The following is a 20046-nucleotide window of genomic DNA, read 5'->3' on the forward strand; positions in this document are numbered from 1 at the left end:
CAGTACTAGCGCTGTAAATACGCTAAGACTCATAAAAAAGTACAGACCTCCACGAATGAAATTTTCAAATAAGTAAGTAGTGAAATTTATGAAATTAACGTTTCTTGGGTAACATCTTACTTGAACAGAAAACTACTTTAAGCTTCGGAAAAATGCGACACTCCTATGGGAAAGGAACAGTCTGAAGACCCCGCAACGAGCGGTTTTTCTCGTGAGGAGGCTGAAGCGTTCCCCATGGAAAGGGAGTGTTTTACCGAAGCGATGGGTGATCAATCTTCCTATAAAGGATGGGGTACATTCATGACAAAGTTACGTCGCATTTATCATCAAGTGCGAAGATTAAAATACTATAGAAGCTACGAAAATAGTCTATTTTAATGTGTTATCACCTTTAATATAATTCCATACCTGATTAACAATCCCAGTTTGATACAGTGTATTAATCACAACTAAGCTAACGGGACCAGCAATAAGTCCGATGAATCCCCACAATTGAAATCCCGCAAAGAGTGCAATAAGTGTCGCAAGAGGGTTTAGTCCTATATTAGATGATAAAATTTTCGGTTCCATTATTTGTCTTTGAACAACAATAGTTACATATAAAAGTGATAAGCCTATTGTTAGAAAATAGTTGCCACTGAAGAACACATAAAGTATCCATGGAATAAAAACAAGTCCCGTTCCGAGATAGGGAAGTAAATCAATTAACCCAGTAATAATGGCAATTGTAATTGCGTAGTCGACCCTTAAAATAATAAGACCAACTAAAACAATAAGAGCAGTAATCATAATTAATGTTAATTGAGCTTTAACAAAACCAAATAAAGCCTGCTTAAGACCTGTTACGACATTACCACCCGACTCTGTTAGGTGATTTGGTAAGGAATTATTAATTAATGTTTTTAGCTTGTACCAATCCTTCGTAATAAAAAAAGTTCCTAACAGCGAGAATATTAATACCGAAATGTAATTTGGTAGTTTTCCTAATGTAGATGGTATTTGCTGGAGAACTTGTTGAATTATGTTAGCTCCGGTTGTTGCTATTTCTTCACCAATTCTCTGTATATTATTTAAAATGGTAGTCTGTTGAGAAGGATCTAAAGTACTTATCAAAGAAGCAAACCTTTGATAAATAGGGATAATCTCATTTGTAATAAAGCTTTGAAAAAATATAACTAAGATTTTAAAATGTGTTGGAATATGTTCTGCCAAGTATGTAGTTCCTTTAATTAATTCTATAACCAAAAAAGTAATCGTACCGGTTATTACCACTAAAAGAAACATGATGGCTGCGAAGACAGCTAGCTGTCGTGGAACGTTGGCTCTTGTCTCTAATATATCCACAAGAGGGCGTATCATAAAAGCTAGAATAAGTGCAATAATAAATGGATAAGTGTACTTAGCTACAAAAAATGCTATGAAAAGAAAACTAATTATCACGATGATAACAATTAAAAATCGTATTAAACGATATACATTTGTTAAAGACATGGAACACATCCTTTCTTAGGTTTAGATTTTTATTTACACGCTTATTTGTGGTACTATTAAATTGGTTTCAAGACTTGATTGTAGTTCTTGGAGGATTAAGTATGATTAACCAGTCAACGATATTTTTACTTATCTTATTTATATTGGGTTATATTGGAAAAAATCAGTCAATTATGATAGCGGTTTATGTTTTATTTGGTATGCAACTGTTCAAATTGGATGAAAGATTTTTCCCTGTATTTCAAGATAGAGGAATAAGTTGGGGTGTAACAATCATTACTATTGCAGTACTAGTTCCAATAGCCACAGGTGAAATAGGCTTTAAAGAGTTATTGGATAGTGTGAAATCTTACTATGCATGGATAGCATTAGGCGCAGGTGCTTTTGTCGCTATTATCGCAAAAAACGGCTTGGATTTGCTTGCAAATGATCCACATTTAACCGCTGCGTTAGTCATGGGAACTATACTTGCTGTAGTGTTTTTTCAAGGAGTTGCCGTTGGCCCCTTAATTGGTGCAGGAATTGCTTATATGGTGATGAAAGCAGTAGATTTTTTTGTTTTATGAATAAGTGCTATACATAATTTATATGAGAAACTATTAACTTTTATTAAAACTCTCTGAAATTTAATCGGTTTCATTTCACAAATAATTCTTAATTGTTTATAATTATCAGTGGGGATGATCAGAAGTATAGAAATTCGAATTTTATCTCACCTATGCTTTTGACCTTTATAAATAAAATCGTTTGCTCATAGTTGTTTAAATTGTTCCCTAGCAGACGACAATACTAACTATTTAAACATGAAGCAAAACGGGTATAAGAGAAAAGGAGAAGGATATAATGTCAACTACCAAAGGACTAGAAGGGGTAATTGCAACAGAATCATCAATTAGCTCAATTGTCGATGACCAATTAACTTATGTTGGGTATAGAATTGACGATCTTGCAGAAAATTCTAGCTTTGAGGAAGTAGTATTTCTTTTATTAAATAAAAGACTCCCAAAGCAAGATGAATTGAAGCAATTTGAAAATGAGTTAACTTCTAATATGGAAATCCCTGATGCATTAATTGAACATTTTAAATCCTATGATCTTAGTTCTGTACATCCAATGGCAGCACTTAGAACAGCAGTTTCATTATTAGGGTTGTATGACTCAGAGGCAGATGTTATGGAACCAAATGCAAATTTCCAAAAGGCTATTCGTTTACAAGCAAAAATTTCTACGATAGTAACAGCGTTTGCCCGTATCCGTGATGGGAAGGATCCCGTGTCTCCTAAAAAGGATCTTAGCTATGCAGCTAACTTTTTATATATGCTTAATGGAGAAGAACCAAAGGACTTAGAGGTAGAGGCTATTAATAAAGCTTTAATTCTACATGCTGATCATGAATTAAATGCGTCCACATTCACTGCAAGGGTTTGTGTTGCAACCCTATCAGATGTGTATTCAGGTATTACAGCCGCTATCGGTGCCTTAAAGGGCCCATTACATGGTGGTGCAAATGAGCGAGTAATGAAGATGTTGACTGAGATAGACGAGGTTGACAATGCAATTCCTTATATCAAGGAAAAAATGGCTAATAAGGAAAAAATTATGGGGATGGGCCACCGTGTTTATCGTACAGGTGATCCTCGTGCAAAACATTTGAAGAAAATGTCTAAAGAGTTGACTGAGTTAACTGGGCAAGCGAAATGGTACGAAATGTCAGTTAAAATAGAAGAATACATTAAAGAAGAAAAAGGATTACCAGCGAATGTGGATTTTTATTCTGCATCTGTTTACCACAGCCTGGGTATTAAACATGACTTATTTACACCTATTTTTGCAATAAGCCGATTCTCGGGTTGGTTAGCTCATATTTTAGAGCAATATGATAATAATCGATTGATACGCCCACGCGCTGAATATGTAGGTCCGAAGATTCAATCATATACACCAATTGAAAAAAGATAATATAGATTTTACTTATCAGTACCAGAGCCGGTGAAAAAACCGGCTTATGATTTGATAAGCAATCTAATGAACAATAATTTTTGAACTGTAAAAGTTCAATTACTATAATGATACTAACTAATAGGAACATAGAATGAATAGGAGGATTTATAAATATGGTACAAGCTGAAAAAATTACTGTTAATAAAGGGGTAATTAATGTCCCCAATCGTCCAATAATACCGTTCATCGAAGGTGATGGTACGGGACCAGATATCTGGGCATCTGCTAAACGTGTAATCGAGGCTGCTGTCGACAAAGCATACAACGGAGAAAAGTCAATTGAATGGAAAGAAGTTTATGCTGGTCAAAAAGCTTTTGATCGTTCAGGAGAGTGGCTCCCTGCAGAAACTTTGGATGCAATTCGTGAATACAAAGTGGCAATTAAAGGTCCTTTAACTACTCCAATAGGTGGGGGAATAAGATCATTAAACGTAGCGTTACGTCAAGAATTAGATCTATTTACTTGTTTACGTCCAGTACGTTACTTTGCAGGGGTTCCATCACCTGTGAAACGTCCAGAGGATACTGATATGGTAATCTTCCGTGAGAATACTGAAGATATTTATGCGGGAATAGAATGGCAACAAGGATCACCAGAGGTTAAGAAAGTAATAGACTTTCTTCAAAATGAGATGGGAGTAAAAAACATTCGTTTTCCTGAAACGTCTGGTATTGGTGTAAAACCCGTTTCTGAAGAGGGTACAAAACGTCTTGTTCGATCAGCTATTGAATATGCGATCAACGAAGGACGCAAAAGTGTAACACTCGTGCATAAAGGCAACATAATGAAATTTACAGAAGGTTCTTTTAAAGCTTGGGGTTATGAGTTAGCTGAAGAAGAGTATGGGGATAAGGTCTTTACTTGGGCAGAGTACGATAAAATCGTAGATGAAAAAGGTAGAGATGCTGCGGATAAAGCACAAGAGGCTGCTGAAAAAGCTGGAAAAATTATAGTGAAAGATTCTATTGCAGATATCTTCTTGCAACAAATTCTTACACGTCCTCGTGAGTTTGATGTTGTAGCTACAATGAATTTAAATGGAGACTACATTTCTGATGCACTAGCTGCACAGGTTGGTGGAATTGGAATTGCGCCAGGAGCTAACATCAATTATGAAACGGGACACGCTATTTTTGAAGCTACACATGGAACAGCACCAAAATATGCTGGACTTGATAAAGTAAATCCTTCATCAGTTATCTTATCTGGTGTCTTAATGTTAGAACACTTAGAGTGGAGAGAAGCTGCTGATTTAATTACTAAATCAATGGATAAAACAATTGGATCAAAAGTTGTAACTTACGACTTTGCTCGTATGATGGATGGGGCTACAGAAGTAAAAACATCAGAATTTGGAGACGAACTTATTAAAAATATGAATTAAGGGGTTGAAGAATTTTTATGGCTATAAACCGAAAAAAGGTTTCAGTTATTGGAGGGGGATTTACTGGTGCTACAACAGCGCTAATGGTTGCTCAAAAAGAACTTGCTGATATAGTATTAGTAGATATTCCTGATATGGAAGGTCCGACAAAGGGTAAGACATTAGATATGCTTGAAGCGAGCCCTGTTCAAGGATTTGATGCCAACATAGTAGGCACTTCAAATTATGAAGATACTAAAGGTTCTGATCTTGTGATTATTACCGCTGGTATTGCTCGTAAACCTGGCATGAGTCGTGATGATTTAGTTAACACTAATGCTAAAATTATGAAAAGTGTTACAAAGGAAATAGTGAAATATTCACCAGAGACTATTATCCTCGTGTTAACAAACCCTGTTGATGCAATGACTTATACAGTTTTTAAAGAATCAGGCTTCCCTAAAAATCGGGTTATTGGGCAATCGGGTGTGTTAGATTCAGCAAGATTCCGTACTTTTGTTGCTCAAGAACTCAACCTTTCAGTAAAGGATATAACTGGCTTTGTTCTCGGTGGTCATGGAGATGACATGGTTCCATTAATTCGTTATTCATTCGCAGGTGGTATTCCGCTAGAGAAACTAATTTCTAAGGATCGTTTAGATGCAATTGTAGAACGTACAAGAAAGGGTGGAGGAGAAATTGTTGGTCTACTAGGGAATGGTAGTGCCTACTATGCTCCAGCAGCATCTTTAACTGTTATGGCAGAAGCAATTCTAAAAGATCAACGTAGAGTTCTTCCAAGCATAACTTACCTTGAGGGTGAATATGGCTATTCTGATATTTACTTAGGAGTTCCAACTGTAATTGGTGGAAACGGGTTGGAAGAAATCATTGAGTTAGACTTAACAGAAGATGAAAAAGCAGCTCTTGATCAATCAGCTGAATCGGTTAAAAAAGTGTTAGAAGTGTTGCAATAGTGAGTAGAAATTAATTCTTGAATGAATGTAACTAAACCCTTGTCATGGCCAATATTGACAAGGGTTTTTTTACTAAATAATTATATAGTTAGGGGTGTAGAAGATGTTTGCAAAAAAACGTAAACTTGGTAAGCAAATAAATCAATTAAAGGTTGGGGATTATTATGAATCCTCTCAAACAATAGAGGATAAAGACCTGTTATTATATTTAGGTTTAACCAATGACTCTAATCCGCTATATATTCAGCATGATTATGCATCTCAGACTCCATACAAGCGTCCCCTAGTCCCTTCAGTCATGTTATTCGGTATGGTGTCAGCAATAGTTTCTATGCATCTTCCAGGCCCTGGAAGCCATATAGTTCAACATGAAATGAAATTTCCACGTCCAGTTTATCACTATACTGAAGTAAATTTTTCTATTGAAGTAAGTTCAATCGATCATGAAAATCATCATGTCTATATATCTATAATTGGCCTGAATGGTGATAAAGAGGAAGTGATTAGTGGGTCTTTAGTTGTATCTCCCCCTTATGAACCTGAATCGATAACTGCAAATACATTAAACAACTTTTAAGTCCCCAGTAGGAAAAGTTAAATACAATGTTAAGGAAATTTTACAATTGATAGTCTCCACTAGTATTCACATAAACTATTTTTCACTGTATGATTAAAAGAGAACACATTACGAGGTGGGGTTGTATGAAGCAAAAAGTTTTGATTGTTGACGACGAAGAATCGATTGTTACTTTATTAAAATATAATGTAGAACGAGCTGGTTATGATACAGATGTTGCCTACAATGGCTTAGATGCGCTAATCAAGGCCACTGAGGAGTCTTTTGATTTAATAATTCTTGATCTTATGTTGCCTGAATTGGATGGAACGGAGGTTTGCAAAAGATTAAGACAAAAACAAATAGAGACTCCGATTTTAATGTTGTCGGCAAAAGATGATGAGTTTGACAAGGTGCTAGGATTAGAACTAGGAGCCGATGATTATTTAACGAAGCCTTTTAGCCCAAAGGAAGTTCTGGCAAGAATTAAAGCTATTTTGCGGCGTTCAACAGTAAAAGTGCAAAACGATGATAAACCTTATATTAAAATAGCTGAACTACTAATTTATCCAGAGCAATATGAAGCTAGTATAAAGGGTGAAGTCTTAACTTTTACTAGAAAAGAATTTGAACTATTAATGTATTTAGCTAAACATAAAGGAAAGGTTCTTTCCAGAGACCAACTACTTAGTGCTGTATGGAACTACGACTTTGTGGGTGATACACGGATTGTTGATGTACATGTTAGTCACCTAAGAGAAAAAATCGAACCTGATACAAAGAACCCTATTTACATTAAAACTATACGAGGACTTGGTTATAAGATGGAGGAACCGTCTTAATGGATTCTTCAAATTCAAGGTTATTTATAACATATAGTATTGTTGTTATTATTGTTATGATTTTGATGGGAACTGTTATCATACCACTTTTATCCGGTAATGAAAGAATAATTGCGATTCTTACACTTGTTGGAGGCTTAATTATCTTTTTCGTGTTAATTTACAATATATTCGAGAAATATATTAAGCCTGTTCGCTCGGCTGCACGAGTAGCTGAACAGTTAGTAAAAGGAAACTATAAAGCTAGAACATATGTAAGTCACTATGGAGAAGCAGGCAAATTAAGTAACACAGTAAATGCGTTAGCTAGAAGTTTGCAAGAAATGACGATTCAAGAAAGAATGCAAGGAAATCAATTAAGAACTGTCATCGATAATATGGAAAGTGGTCTCATGTTAATTGACGAAAGAGGTTATGTACACCTAGTTAATAGAAAGTTCGAAGCAATGTTTGGGAAAAATGCGAATCAATATATTGGCTATCTGTACTATGATGTTCTAGACCAAGAAAACATACATAAAGCAGTTCAAGAAGCTTTTTTATATGAAGAAAAAATTAAAAATTCATTCACTATCTCTTTGGAAGTCGAAAAGCGCTATGTGGAAATTGTAGGGGCTCCGATTTTTAATGACACAAAGAATTTGAAAGGTGCTGTTCTAGTTTTTCATGATATAACCGAGTTAAAGCGATCAGAACAAACAAGAAAAGACTTCGTAGCCAATGTATCTCACGAGTTGAAAACGCCTATGACCTCAATAAGAGGATTTGCTGAAACATTACTAGATGGTGCGATGGAAGAAGAGGAATTAAGGGAACAATTTTTAACAATTATTTTAAATGAGAGTCAGCGATTACAAACACTTGTTCATGATTTACTTGAGCTATCTAAACTTGAACATGACGAATTAAAATTAAATCGTAAATTGATAAACATTTCTTCATTGTTAGATGATATCCTTCCTATAGTAAGCCATCAAGCACAACAAAAAAATATAACTTTTAATACAACTGTTAAGAATACCATTGAAATTGTTGCTGATCCGGAGCGATTAAAGCAAGTATTTATAAATTTAATCAATAACGCCATTAACTATACCCCTAATAATGGAAATATCTCCTTGAGTATTGAAACAATTGACATGTTTGTTAGAATTATAGTTAGTGATAATGGAATCGGAATCTCTGAAGAATCAAGAGACAGGATTTTTGAGCGTTTTTATCGCGTTGATAAAGCAAGAAGTAGGAATACTGGGGGAACTGGGTTAGGTCTAGCCATTGTAAAACATATTGTTGAGGCCCATCAAGGTAGTATAAAAGTCGAGAGTAAGATAGATAAGGGCACAACATTTTGTATTTTGTTACCTAAACAATGAGATTAGGAAATGAAACGAAAACCACCTTTATTGTTTTCGTTTTTTTTTGTTTTTAAAATGTGAAACAAAAACTTATTCAGTTCGTATGTATTATTATGTAGTAGAAAAGGGGAAAGAATATGACGTTAAAACAAATATACAGTTGGATAGCAATTGTATTCGGAGTAGCTGTTTTAGGTGTTGTTGGATTCACAAGCTGGTTTACTGTTGATGAATCGGAGCAAGCTGTAATTGTAACATTTGGTCATCCGGAAGAAGGAATAACTGAACCAGGCTTACATTTTAAATTACCTTGGCCAATTCAAGAGGTTGAGACATTATCAAAAGAAACATTTAGTTTAGATTTTGGTTTTGGTCAAGATGGTAGTGATACCAATGAAACAGTTAGAATGATTACTGGAGATGAAAATATTGTCCAGGCAGATTTAGTTGTGCAATGGAAGATAACACAGCCTGCTAAATATTTATATAATTCAGAAGATCCTGAGCAAATATTATTTAATGCAACATCTGCTTCCCTTAGAGGGATTATTGGGTCAACAGTAATAGACGAAGCTTTAACATCAGGGAAAGCTGAAATTGAAAACGAAGTAAGAGAGTTATTAGTCACTTTAATGGATGATTATGATATAGGAATTTCAATTTCTGACGTTAAGCTACAAGAAGTAGACTTGCCAAATGAGGAAGTTCGTCAAGCATTTACTAAAGTTACAGATGCAAGAGAAACTATGAATACAAAAATAAATGAAGCTAGAAAATATGAAAACCAAGCGGTAGAAGAAGCTCTCGGTGAGAAAGATGCAATAATTTCAAGAGCAGAAGGAGCTAAAATTGCACTAATAGAGCGAGCAAGAGGTGACATTGCCGAATTTAACGCCCTCTATAATGCATACACTAATAATCCTAACATTACTAGACAACGACTTATCATTGAAACACTAGAGCAAGTGTTGCCAGATGCAAAAGTCTTTGTAATGAATGATGATGGAAATACATTAAAGTATTTACCGTTAACATCAAGTGGAAATCAAGAAACACCTAAACCTTCGGCTGCACCTGGTAGCAATAGCGAAACAACTGATGAGGAGGCCGAAACAAATGACAGATGATAATGTATTTGAGATGAAAAAGAAAACTCCTGATGATATAAAAAAGTATATAAAAATCGGGATTTCAATTCTTGTTTTAATAGTAATAATAGGCTTATTTATAAGCAGCATGTTTGTTGTCAAAGAAGGAGAATATAAAGTTGTTCGTCAGTTTGGAGAAGTTATTCGGTATGAAAGTGATCCTGGTTTAAAATTTAGAGTGCCAATTTTGCATACGATAACTACACTTCCAAACAAAAAAATGGTATATGATGTAACTGAGAAAGAAATTAATACATTAGACAAAAAGCGAATGATTATTGATAATTATGCTGTTTGGGAAATTAATAACCCAGAGCTTATGATTGCGAACGCAAGAACTGTACTAAATGCAGAAGCTCGTATGGGAGAGTTTATTTTCTCTGTTATAAGATCAGAGCTAGGAACAATGAATTACGATGAAATTATTAATGATGAAGGTTCAACTCGAGGTGGCTTGAATCAACGTGTTGCGGACAGGGTGAACACTTTGCTAGCAAGAGATGAGTATGGAATTGAAGTAGATGATGTTCGAATCAAGCGAACAGATCTACCTGCTGAAAATGAGGCGTCTGTTTTTAATCGTATGATTTCAGAGCGTGAGTCAAAAGCGCAAGAATATCTATCCCAAGGGGAAGCGGAGAAAAACAGAATAATCGCACAAACCGATCGTGATGTAACAGAAATGTTATCCATTGCTGATGCCGAAGCTGCAGAAATACGTGCCCAAGGTCAAGAAGAAGCGGCAGGAATGTACAATGAATCTTTCCAAAGAGACGAAGAGTTTTATCAATTGTATCGTACTTTGGAATCATATAAGGTGACTATTGACGGGGAGACAACTATTATACTCCCACAAGATTCACCATATACTGAATTACTTTTGGGTAATATAGAGTAAAAAGCGGATAAAAAAGGCTCCATTTCAGGAATAGTTGAAATGGAGCCTTTTTATCTTTTTTCTTCTACTTCATAATCATGGTAAAATAGATTATGTATAGAAACCAGGATTTTGTAAAGGAGAGCGAAAATGAAAAACAAATTGATACTAATTGATGGTAATAGTATAGCTTATCGTGCTTTCTTTGCTTTACCGTTATTAAGCAATGATAAAGGAGTATACACGAATGCGATATATGGTTTTACAACCATGCTTTTACGAATAATAGAAGACGAAAAACCTACGCACTTGTTAGTAGCTTTTGATGCAGGTAAAACTACATTTCGACATAAGACTTATAAGGAATATAAGGGTGGAAGACAAAAAACACCTTCTGAATTGTCTGAGCAGTTTCCACTTCTAAGGGAAATGCTAGATGCATTTCAAATTAGTCATTATCAGCTCGATCAATTTGAAGCGGATGACATTATTGGTACTCTTGCAAGAAAAGGTGAGAATGAGGATTTAGAAGTAAATGTGATTTCAGGAGATAAAGATTTATTACAATTAATTTCGGATAAAGTAACAGTTAGCATGACCAAAAAAGGACTTAGTGAGGTTGATAAATACACACCTTCCTTTTTAGATGAAAAATTGGAGATTAGACCTGATCAAATTATCGACATGAAAGCACTAATGGGAGACAGTTCGGATAATATCCCAGGTGTTCCTGGTGTTGGAGAAAAAACAGCAATAAAATTATTAAAGCAATATGAGAATTTAGAAAATCTTTACGATAATGTGGAAGAAATTAGCGCAAAAAAGTTAAAGGAAAAATTAGTGAATCATAAAGAAGACGCATTTATGAGTAAAGAATTAGTTACAATTAATTGTGATTCTCCAATAGAAATTAGTTTAAGTGACCTCACTTATCAAGGATATCAGGCTCAAAAGGTTAGTGAAATTTTTAAAGAATTGGGATTTCAATCATTATTAAATAGAATAGATGGGGAATATACAGATGATTCGTCTGTGCCTATTGATTTACCAGAAATTGATGTCACAATTGTTAACGATATAACTAAGGAATTATTTACGGGTGTAGAGGCTTTTGAAGTGGAGATGTTAGATGAAAATTATCATTTATCGTCTATAGAAGGGTTTGGACTGGTTAACAAACAAGGAAAATACTTTATCCCAGTGAATGTTGCAATTGAGTCTGATGCTTTCAAAGAATGGGCTGAAAATACTAATAATAAGAAGTGGGTATTTGATGCTAAAAAAGTTATAGTTTCTTTATTACACAAGGGTATACATATTAAGGGAATCGAATTCGACTTATTATTAGCTTCTCATTTAATTGATCCTTCAGAAAATAATCATGATATCCCAGCAATAAGTCACAGGTTAGGACAGAAGGGGGTCTTTTTTGATGAGGAGGTTTATGGTAAGGGAGCTAAGAGGAAGGTTCCGGAACTAGATAAGCTTGTTGAACATGTTGGAAGAAAAACCAACATGATTTACCAACTGAAAGAGACTGCAGAAGAAAAATTGAAGGAAAATGAACAATCAGAACTGTTAAAAGAATTAGAGTTGCCGTTAGCCTTAATATTAGGCGAAATGGAATTCACGGGAGTTTATGTAGACCAAAAAAGGTTAGAAAAAATGGGTGAAGATTTACAAGAACGCTTAAAAACAATTGAGAAAGAAGTACATGAATTAGCAGGAGAAACGTTTAACTTAAATTCTCCAAAACAATTAGGACCCATACTTTTCGAAAAATTAAGTTTACCAGTGATAAAGAAAACTAAGACTGGTTATTCAACATCAGCAGATATATTGGAACAACTTCAAGGAAAACATGAAATAATACCCAAGCTGTTAATGTATAGACAACTAGGAAAACTTCAATCAACATACATTGAAGGATTGTTAAGAGTAGTACATGAAGATACTAATAAAATTCATACTCGGTTCAACCAAGCCCTAACCCAAACTGGTCGATTGAGCTCAACCGAACCAAATCTACAAAATATCCCGATTCGTTTAGAAGAGGGTAAAAAGATAAGACAAGCTTTTACGCCTTCAAAAGAAGGATGGTTTATATTTGCTGCAGATTACTCACAAATTGAACTAAGAGTTCTTGCTCATATTGCAGGCGATGAGAAGTTAATAGAAGCCTTTAATGACGATATGGATATTCATACACGAACTGCTATGGAAGTTTTTCACGTTGAAGCAGGTGAGATAACTGACAACATGAGAAGACAGGCAAAAGCAGTTAACTTTGGTATTGTGTATGGAATAAGCGATTATGGCTTATCACAAAGCTTAGGCATTACTAGAAAAGAAGCTCAAAAGTTTATTGATCGCTATTTAGACTCCTATCCTGGGGTAAGAACCTATATGGAGGAAATTGTTCAGGATGCAAAGCAAAAGGGATACGTAACGACAATTATGAAACGTCGAAGATATTTGCCTGAAATCACAAGTAGGAATTTTAACCGAAGAAGTTTTGCAGAACGTACAGCCATGAACACACCGATTCAAGGTAGTGCAGCCGATATTATAAAATTAGCAATGATTAATTTAAGTATTAAGTTGAAAGAGGAAAATTTACAAGCACGTATGTTAATGCAGGTTCATGATGAACTTATCTTGGAAGCGCCTGAAGAAGAAATTGACTTGCTAAAAGATATTGTTTCTTCTGTGATGGAGAATGCTATTGAATTGAATGTACCATTAAAAGTTGATTATGCTTTTGGAAAGACATGGTACGACGCTAAGTAATATAAGGAGTAGAAAACTATGCCAGAATTACCTGAAGTAGAGACAGTAAGGAAAACATTAAAACAATTAGTACTAAATAAAACAATTAATGATATTTCAATATTTTGGCCTAAAATTATTAAGCAACCCGATGACGTTGAAGAATTTAAGCATCTAGTAATTGGACAGACAATTATGGATATTGAAAGAAAAGGTAAGTTTTTGTTATTTCAACTGAATGAGTATGTTCTAGTATCCCATTTACGGATGGAAGGTAAATATGGTGTTTTTAATCATCAAGAGCCTGTTTCAAAACATACTCATGTAATTTTCCATTTTAGAGAGGGAGATGAGTTAAGATACAATGATGTGCGTAAATTTGGCACGATGCATTTGTTTCGTAAAGGAGAAGAGCTTGTCTCAAAACCCTTAAATCAACTCGGACCGGATCCTTTTGAAGAAAAGTTCATACTTAATGATTTTTTTGATAAAATTCACAAAAGTGAACGGGCGATAAAAAATATTTTGTTAGATCAGAGTGTTGTCGCTGGTTTAGGGAACATATATGTTGATGAGACATTGTACAGGGCTCGTATTCATCCATTAAGAAAAGGAAGTCAGCTATCTAAGACGGAGGTTGAATCGCTTCAACACTTTTCCATTGAAACTTTAGCAGAAGCTGTTAAGCAAGGTGGGACAACCATTCGGTCTTATGTTAATAGTCAGGGTCAAATAGGAATGTTTCAACAGCAACTTTTTGCATATGGGCAAGAGAATAAGCCATGTAAGAATTGTGGTACCATGATATCAAAAATTAAAGTTGGAGGAAGAGGCACGCATTTTTGTGCTTCTTGCCAAAAAGAATAAAAGCACAAGGGAATAGCCCCATCCATATACTACAATACAGTAAAAAGTAATGGAAAAGGGGCTATTTAACATGGCTGAGATTACAACTTTTATGCTTCTAGCCTTTGCTGTTAGTCTAGATAGCTTTATGGTTGCTTTTACCTATGGACTTAGAAAGATGGTCTTACCACTTCGTTCGATATTAGTGATAACCATAATAACCGGTATTATTTTTTATCTATCCATGTTAATAGGCGAAATGATTGCCTCCTTTTTATCAGTATCAATTGCTGAATCAATTGGTGGTTGGGTGCTTATATTTATAGGGATTTGGGTTATCTATCAATTTTTCAGAACAGATAAATCGAGCAATGAGGGTGATCCAACACTTTTTAAGTTCGAAATAAAATCTCTAGGGATTGTTATTCAGATTCTAAAAAAACCAATGGTTGCTGATATAGATAACTCTGGTAAAATAACAGGTATTGAAGCATTTTTACTTGGGTTAGCACTCTCGTTAGATTCATTCGGAGCGGGTATAGGTGCAGCTATGTTGGGTTTTTCACCCCTAGTTGCAGCAGTAGGTATTGGAGCAACCACTGGACTTTTCTTAGCTATAGGATTGAAAAGTGGCTATTTATTTTCTTATTGGCATTGGCTACAACGATTAACTTTTGTTCCAGGTATTATACTAATTCTAATAGGTATCTTTAAAATGACATAAGGATGTTTGCTGAACATGACTATAACAATCGGATTGACAGGTAGTATTGCTAGCGGTAAAAGTACAATAGCTAAAATGATTATTGAAGAGGGAATACCTGTAATTGATGCAGATATTATTGCAAGGCAAGTAGTTGAACCGGGCGCGAAGGCTTATCATGAGATAATTGAAGCCTTTGGTCAGGAAATTTTGAATGCAGAAAAAGAAATAGATCGAAAAAAACTTGGCAACATTGTTTTTTCCGACAAATCGAAATTGAAGGAATTAAATTCTATTGTCCATCCTGCTGTTCGAGAAAAAATGTTAAAGCAAAGGGATGAATGGATAAATAAAGATGAAAAGGCTGTAATATTGGATATTCCTTTGCTTTTTGAAAGCAAATTAACTAATTTAGTTAACAAGGTACTAGTTGTCTATGTTGATGAACTGACACAATTGCAACGATTAAAAGCAAGGGATAAATTTTCTGAACAAGAAGCTTTAGATAGAATCCATTCCCAAATATCAATGAAAGAAAAAGCTAGCATGGCGGATGCTGTTATTGATAATAACGGAACGAAGGAAGAGTCAAAGAAGCAACTAAAGGCTGTGTTAACTAAATGGGGAATTCCAATATGACTAACAAAATGGCATTAATATTTTGATTAGTGCTATTTTTTATATTCATATCATTGGATAAAGACCCTAGGTATATCCTATAATAAGGAATAGGCACTTTAAACAAGTATTTGGTGTTCCTATTCAATAATCCTGTATCAGGAATGAAAAGAAAGAATTTCCTTTTTCAAAAGAAAAAAAAGAAATCTTTCTTGCCAAAACGGGGTAAACCATATATACTTTTTTTTGCACGTAAAACTTGTTAAAATTTGTACAAGTTTTATGTGTAATAAAAACCTTTACTTTCTGAAAATTGTTGAGGTTAAGTAATCTTCTGAATAGATGCGTTAATAATGGGTGCTTAAAGGGTTAGAACCTCTTAGGACTAACTTTCCCCCGTGGTGCCACATGCATTTTATTTAGAGGTCAATATGTTAGGGGGAGATAATACAATGGATACTATGGGAAGACACGTAATTGCTGAAATGTGGGACTGTAATATAGATAAGTTAAATGATGTGGGATTAATTGAACAAATATTTGTGAATGCAGCGTTAAAAGCAGGTGCTGAAATTCGAGAAGTAGCTTTTCACAAATTTGCTCCTTATGGAGTTAGTGGTGTGGTTATTATTTCTGAGTCTCATTTAACAATCCACAGTTTTCCGGAACATGGATATGCTAGCATCGATGTTTACACTTGTGGAGATATTATAGACCCAAACGTAGCAACAGACTTCATTGCTGAATCCTTAGAATCGCAGAAGTGTGAGAAGGTAGAAGTACCTCGTGGTATGGGACCAGTTGACGTTAAACAATTTAATGCACTCTAATTAAATTGTGACAAAAAACTTTAAAAGTTTTAACCCTTGTTATTTATAACAAGGGTTTTTTTATGTTTATGTTCAACTTTAAGTTTTTAATTAAACCTCAGCAATTGTCAACTACCCATCATAAAGGTTGATATCGTGTTCTATAGCAAAACATGTTAAAATAAATTATGATCAAAAATAAATTCTGATATAATAATTGATAATGAGGTGTAGGGGATGAGTTTTCGACAAATTATTTCAAAGTATTTTAATAATCATTCAGAAACAAAAGAGGATCATTGGGATCCAAAATTAAAAACACATTATTTTAAGACAACCAAGGATAGAGGTTTCAAGTCCGTTGAGGATTTTTTCAAACAATCATCAAAATTTGAATTTGTTGCAGGTTCTGAGGAGCATGGAGAAATTAGTGCTAATTATAAAAGTGGTGGTAGAAAGGCCTTTGTCATTGCTACTGTTATTATGGTCAAGCCTTTTCGTACTGCAATCGATTTTTCAGTTACTACAGAATCCATGATTCCATTTGACTTAGGACATAGCCATAATCTTATTCCTACTTTATATAATGACCTAAAGAAAGACTTAACATATTTAGAAACTTCAAGATAATAAGGTAACTTTTTAATGGGGCTGATGAAATGAAATGTCCGAATTGTCAACACAAAAGTACAAAAGTATTAGACTCTAGACCGATTGAAGAGGGAAGATCCATAAGACGAAGAAGGGAATGTGAATCTTGTTCTTTTCGTTTTACAACCTTTGAGCGCTTAGAAGAGGTCCCGTTAATTGTGGTCAAAAAAGAAGGTACAAGAGAAGAATATAGTAGGGACAAGCTAATGCGAGGTCTTATAAAGGCGTGCGAAAAAAGACCTGTTGCCTTAGAGCAAATTGAAGCAATCGCAATTGAGGTTGAAGTAGATTTACGTAATCGTGGAACATCGGAAACACCAAGTAAAGAGATTGGTGAAATGGTAATGGATCGCTTATCATCGGTTGATGAGGTCGCTTATGTTCGATTTGCATCTGTCTATAGGCAATTTAAGGATATAAGCGTATTTTTGGATGAATTAAAGGATTTAATTCGAACTGACAAAAAGTAACAACTGAGCCAGACCGGCTCTTTTTCTTTTTAAAATTTTAGACATAGATTTAGAAGGGGTTAGAAAAATGATGCAACAAAATATTGGTAAATTACTACCGATTGAAGGCTACTATGTGATATTTCGTGGTGAAATATCAACTACTTATTTTCAGTCATTGACCCATTTATATCAACCACTAATTGGTATCCACGCCATCTCACTTTATCAAACACTTTTAAGTGAAAATGTACTAAGAAATAATCCGAAAAACCCACAAACTCATCATACTTTAATGAATTACTTATCATTACCGCTAGATGAAATATATCAAGCCCGATTAAAACTAGAAGCTATTGGATTACTAACGACATTTAAGGAAGATGTCGACCAGGGAAAAACTTATATTTATCAGCTAAATCCACCATTTTCTTTTAAAGAATTCTTTTCTGACGGTATGTTATCTCAACTTTTACAACATCAATTGGGTGAAAATAAATATACTGACTTAATAGAGACATTTAACAATTCACATACTTCTTTTTCAAAATTAGGTCAAAATGTTACAGCAAGTTTTAATGATGTTTTTCAAACAAACGAAGGTATATTTAAAAAAAATAATTCAAAAGATACTAATTTTAGTATAGATAAGATTAACAATGGACCATCTATCGCTTATGACATTCTTGACTTCGAATGGATTGAACAAATTTTGAGTCAAAGAATGTTACCAGTCGCGAAGATCATGAGTCCAAAAAACAAAAAACTAATGACCCAAATGGTTGTTCTATATGACCTAACAAATCAAGATTTAGAAAAAGCTTTATTATGGGCAGTAAGTGATGAAAATTTATTGGATATTCAAGAATTTAAAACTGCATGTCAAGATTTGATGCAGACAAGGCAAAAAAATACTGATGTAAAGCAAGTAAATAGCAAAGACGGATTTAAATTTACAGATTCTAGTAATTCTGAAAAAACATTAAGTAAAGAAGATCAATTTATTAACATGTTAGAGACCATTTCCCCTAAACAATTACTAGAAGATTTGTCAGGGGGAAATGAAGCATCATCACAAGATTTAAAAGTGATTGGAGATGTCATGTCTCAACAAGGTTTAGCCCCTGGTGTCATGAATGTATTGATTCATTATGTTCTTCTAAAAACAGATATGAAGCTAACAAAAGCTTATTTAGAAAAAATTGCAAGTCATTGGGCTAGAAAAAATGTTACTACTGTTAGACAAGCAATGACTCTTGCTAAATCAGAAAGTAATAAGTATCAGCAATGGGGAACTAATAAGCAACAGTATTATAAAAAACCAAGTAAAAAGGAAATTGTCCCTGATTGGTTTACGGAAAGAAAAACAGGCGAACAAAATGAAAATAAGAAAAAATCTACTTCTGATGATCAGAATAAAGAGGACATTGAAAAGCTTTTACAGAACTATACAAAAAATAAGAAATCTAATCATTTATAAGGGTGATTTAAAATGGAACCGATCCAAGCCTCACTTAAAAAGTGGATGAGAGATAATAAGAATTTCCAAACTAATTACAACCAGATGCGAATTGAGATCTTAAATGATCCCGAAGTTAGTCGAATTATTGATAGTCACCCTGAATTTACAGAAAAAGATATAGATAGAAATTTAATGAAACTATACGAGTTTAGGTCACAGTCCAAACATCATTGTGCCGACTGTCCTTCACTTGAACAATGTATAAATATACTGCCTGGTTATTCTCCTCACCTTGAAGTAGAGAATCACGATATCCGTCTATCATATGATAGATGCCATAGGAAAATCCAAAGAGATGAACAACAAAAAAAGCAAGCTTTAGTAAAAAGCCTTTACATGCCTAAGGACATCTTAGAAGCTTCTATTAATGGATTGGATCATAAGGATAATGAAAGGCATGAAGCAATACGTGAAGCGGTTTCTTATATCCAATCAATCGGCACGAAACAGGCTGACAAAGGAATATATTTTCATGGGCCATTTGGTGTAGGGAAAACATATTTTCTCGGAGCTATTGCCAATGAACTTGCCGAAAAACGCATTTCTTCCATGCTAATCTATATGCCAGAATTCGTAAGAGAAATTAAAGCATCACTGAAAGATGATTCTATTAATGAAAAAATTGAGCATTTCAAAAAAGTACAAGTGTTAATGTTAGATGATATTGGAGCAGAGTCCTTGTCTGCTTGGTTTAGAGATGAAATATTAGGTTCGATTCTGCAATACCGAATGATGGAAAGATTACCTGTGTTTTTCAGTTCGAATTACAGTTTGAAGCAACTAGAACATCATTTAGCTACATCGAATCGTGGAGACACAGAAACGGTTAAAGCAGGAAGAATAATTGAAAGAATTAAGCAAGTAAGTAAAGAAGTTTCTCTATATGGGTATAACCGGAGAGGCTAAACTCACAATAGAAAAAAACTATGTCTAAGATGTAAAAAGACATAGTTTTTTTCTATTAAATACTTTTCCTGAATTCTATCATCTTTAAATTTTAACTAGATAATACATTTTTTAATTCAATCTCCCATATAATGTAACAGTTTGAGCGTGGTGAGGGTGATA

20 protein-coding genes are annotated in these 20046 nt (G+C 34.3%); 19 read left to right on the forward strand and 1 reads right to left on the reverse strand.

Features of this window, described 5'->3' with window-relative positions; genetic code table 11:
- Positions 1-165 precede the first annotated feature (165 nt).
- Complete coding sequence (locus tag GH741_RS09285) at positions 166-378, forward strand: hypothetical protein (protein ID WP_153736524.1); 213 nt, start codon at positions 166-168, stop codon at positions 376-378.
- Here GH741_RS09285 and ytvI read toward each other — a convergent pair.
- The gene (gene ytvI, locus GH741_RS09290; protein ID WP_153736525.1) at positions 370-1491 is read right to left on the reverse strand and encodes a sporulation integral membrane protein YtvI; all 1122 of its coding nucleotides are present in this window, start codon (positions 1489-1491) and stop codon (positions 370-372) included. The two genes, GH741_RS09285 and ytvI, sit on opposite strands and share 9 nt — an antisense overlap.
- A 101-nt stretch (positions 1492-1592) precedes the next feature.
- On the opposite strand from ytvI, the gene GH741_RS09295 reads away from it, so the two are divergent.
- From GH741_RS09295 to dnaI, 18 genes are all read left to right on the forward strand, one after another.
- Positions 1593-2057 (forward strand): DUF441 domain-containing protein, encoded by a 465-nt coding sequence (locus GH741_RS09295; protein ID WP_153736526.1) that lies wholly within the window; start codon positions 1593-1595, stop codon positions 2055-2057.
- Between the two features lie 277 nt (positions 2058-2334).
- Positions 2335-3450 carry a citrate synthase gene (gene citZ / locus GH741_RS09300; protein WP_153736527.1) on the forward strand — a complete coding sequence of 372 codons (1116 nt, stop codon included), beginning with the start codon at positions 2335-2337 and terminating at the stop codon, positions 3448-3450.
- A 155-nt stretch (positions 3451-3605) separates the two neighbouring features.
- A complete protein-coding gene (icd, locus tag GH741_RS09305) occupies positions 3606-4877 on the forward strand; it encodes an NADP-dependent isocitrate dehydrogenase (protein WP_153736528.1) in 1272 nt (423 codons plus the stop codon).
- A gap of 17 nt (positions 4878-4894) precedes the next feature.
- Positions 4895-5833 (forward strand): malate dehydrogenase, encoded by a 939-nt coding sequence (mdh, locus tag GH741_RS09310; protein WP_153736529.1) that lies wholly within the window; start codon positions 4895-4897, stop codon positions 5831-5833.
- Positions 5834-5936: 103 nt separating this feature from the next.
- Complete coding sequence (locus GH741_RS09315) at positions 5937-6410, forward strand: MaoC/PaaZ C-terminal domain-containing protein (protein WP_153736530.1); 474 nt, start codon at positions 5937-5939, stop codon at positions 6408-6410.
- 125 nt (positions 6411-6535) lie between these two features.
- Positions 6536-7231, forward strand: coding sequence for a response regulator transcription factor (locus GH741_RS09320; RefSeq protein WP_153736531.1), 696 nt, complete (start codon positions 6536-6538; stop codon positions 7229-7231).
- Positions 7231-8604: a two-component system histidine kinase PnpS gene (gene pnpS / locus GH741_RS09325; RefSeq protein WP_153736532.1), complete on the forward strand. Its 1374-nt coding sequence runs from the start codon at positions 7231-7233 to the stop codon at positions 8602-8604. The genes GH741_RS09320 and pnpS overlap by 1 nt, the downstream gene beginning before the upstream one ends.
- Positions 8605-8723: 119 nt before the next feature.
- Entirely contained in the window at positions 8724-9713 is a 990-nt protein-coding gene (gene hflK, locus GH741_RS09330; RefSeq protein WP_153736533.1) for an FtsH protease activity modulator HflK, read from the forward strand.
- On the forward strand, positions 9703-10632 hold the full coding sequence (gene hflC, locus GH741_RS09335) for a protease modulator HflC (protein WP_153736534.1): 930 nt from the start codon (positions 9703-9705) through the stop codon (positions 10630-10632). The genes hflK and hflC overlap by 11 nt, the downstream gene beginning before the upstream one ends.
- 129 nt (positions 10633-10761) lie before the next feature.
- The gene (gene polA, locus GH741_RS09340) at positions 10762-13401 is read left to right on the forward strand and encodes a DNA polymerase I (protein WP_153736535.1); all 2640 of its coding nucleotides are present in this window, start codon (positions 10762-10764) and stop codon (positions 13399-13401) included.
- A gap of 18 nt (positions 13402-13419) precedes the next feature.
- Positions 13420-14247, forward strand: a complete 828-nt coding sequence (mutM, locus tag GH741_RS09345; protein ID WP_153736536.1) for a DNA-formamidopyrimidine glycosylase — start codon at positions 13420-13422, stop codon at positions 14245-14247.
- Positions 14248-14317: 70 nt separating this feature from the next.
- Positions 14318-14950 carry a sporulation membrane protein YtaF gene (ytaF, locus tag GH741_RS09350; RefSeq protein ID WP_153736537.1) on the forward strand — a complete coding sequence of 211 codons (633 nt, stop codon included), beginning with the start codon at positions 14318-14320 and terminating at the stop codon, positions 14948-14950.
- A 15-nt stretch (positions 14951-14965) separates the two neighbouring features.
- The gene (coaE, locus tag GH741_RS09355) at positions 14966-15568 is read left to right on the forward strand and encodes a dephospho-CoA kinase (protein ID WP_153736538.1); all 603 of its coding nucleotides are present in this window, start codon (positions 14966-14968) and stop codon (positions 15566-15568) included.
- Between the two features lie 431 nt (positions 15569-15999).
- Positions 16000-16377 carry an adenosylmethionine decarboxylase gene (gene speD / locus GH741_RS09360; RefSeq protein ID WP_153736539.1) on the forward strand — a complete coding sequence of 126 codons (378 nt, stop codon included), beginning with the start codon at positions 16000-16002 and terminating at the stop codon, positions 16375-16377.
- Between the two features lie 216 nt (positions 16378-16593).
- Complete coding sequence (locus tag GH741_RS09365) at positions 16594-16986, forward strand: cytosolic protein (RefSeq protein ID WP_153736540.1); 393 nt, start codon at positions 16594-16596, stop codon at positions 16984-16986.
- A 29-nt stretch (positions 16987-17015) separates the two neighbouring features.
- Complete coding sequence (gene nrdR / locus GH741_RS09370; protein WP_153736541.1) at positions 17016-17477, forward strand: transcriptional regulator NrdR; 462 nt, start codon at positions 17016-17018, stop codon at positions 17475-17477.
- A gap of 67 nt (positions 17478-17544) precedes the next feature.
- Positions 17545-18936 carry a replication initiation and membrane attachment family protein gene (locus GH741_RS09375; protein ID WP_153736542.1) on the forward strand — a complete coding sequence of 464 codons (1392 nt, stop codon included), beginning with the start codon at positions 17545-17547 and terminating at the stop codon, positions 18934-18936.
- A 12-nt stretch (positions 18937-18948) separates the two neighbouring features.
- Positions 18949-19884 (forward strand): primosomal protein DnaI, encoded by a 936-nt coding sequence (gene dnaI / locus GH741_RS09380; protein ID WP_153736543.1) that lies wholly within the window; start codon positions 18949-18951, stop codon positions 19882-19884.
- Positions 19885-20046: the final 162 nt, after the last annotated feature.

It is taken from the genome of Aquibacillus halophilus (assembly GCF_009649745.1).
Lineage (GTDB): Bacteria > Bacillota > Bacilli > Bacillales > Amphibacillaceae > Aquibacillus > Aquibacillus halophilus.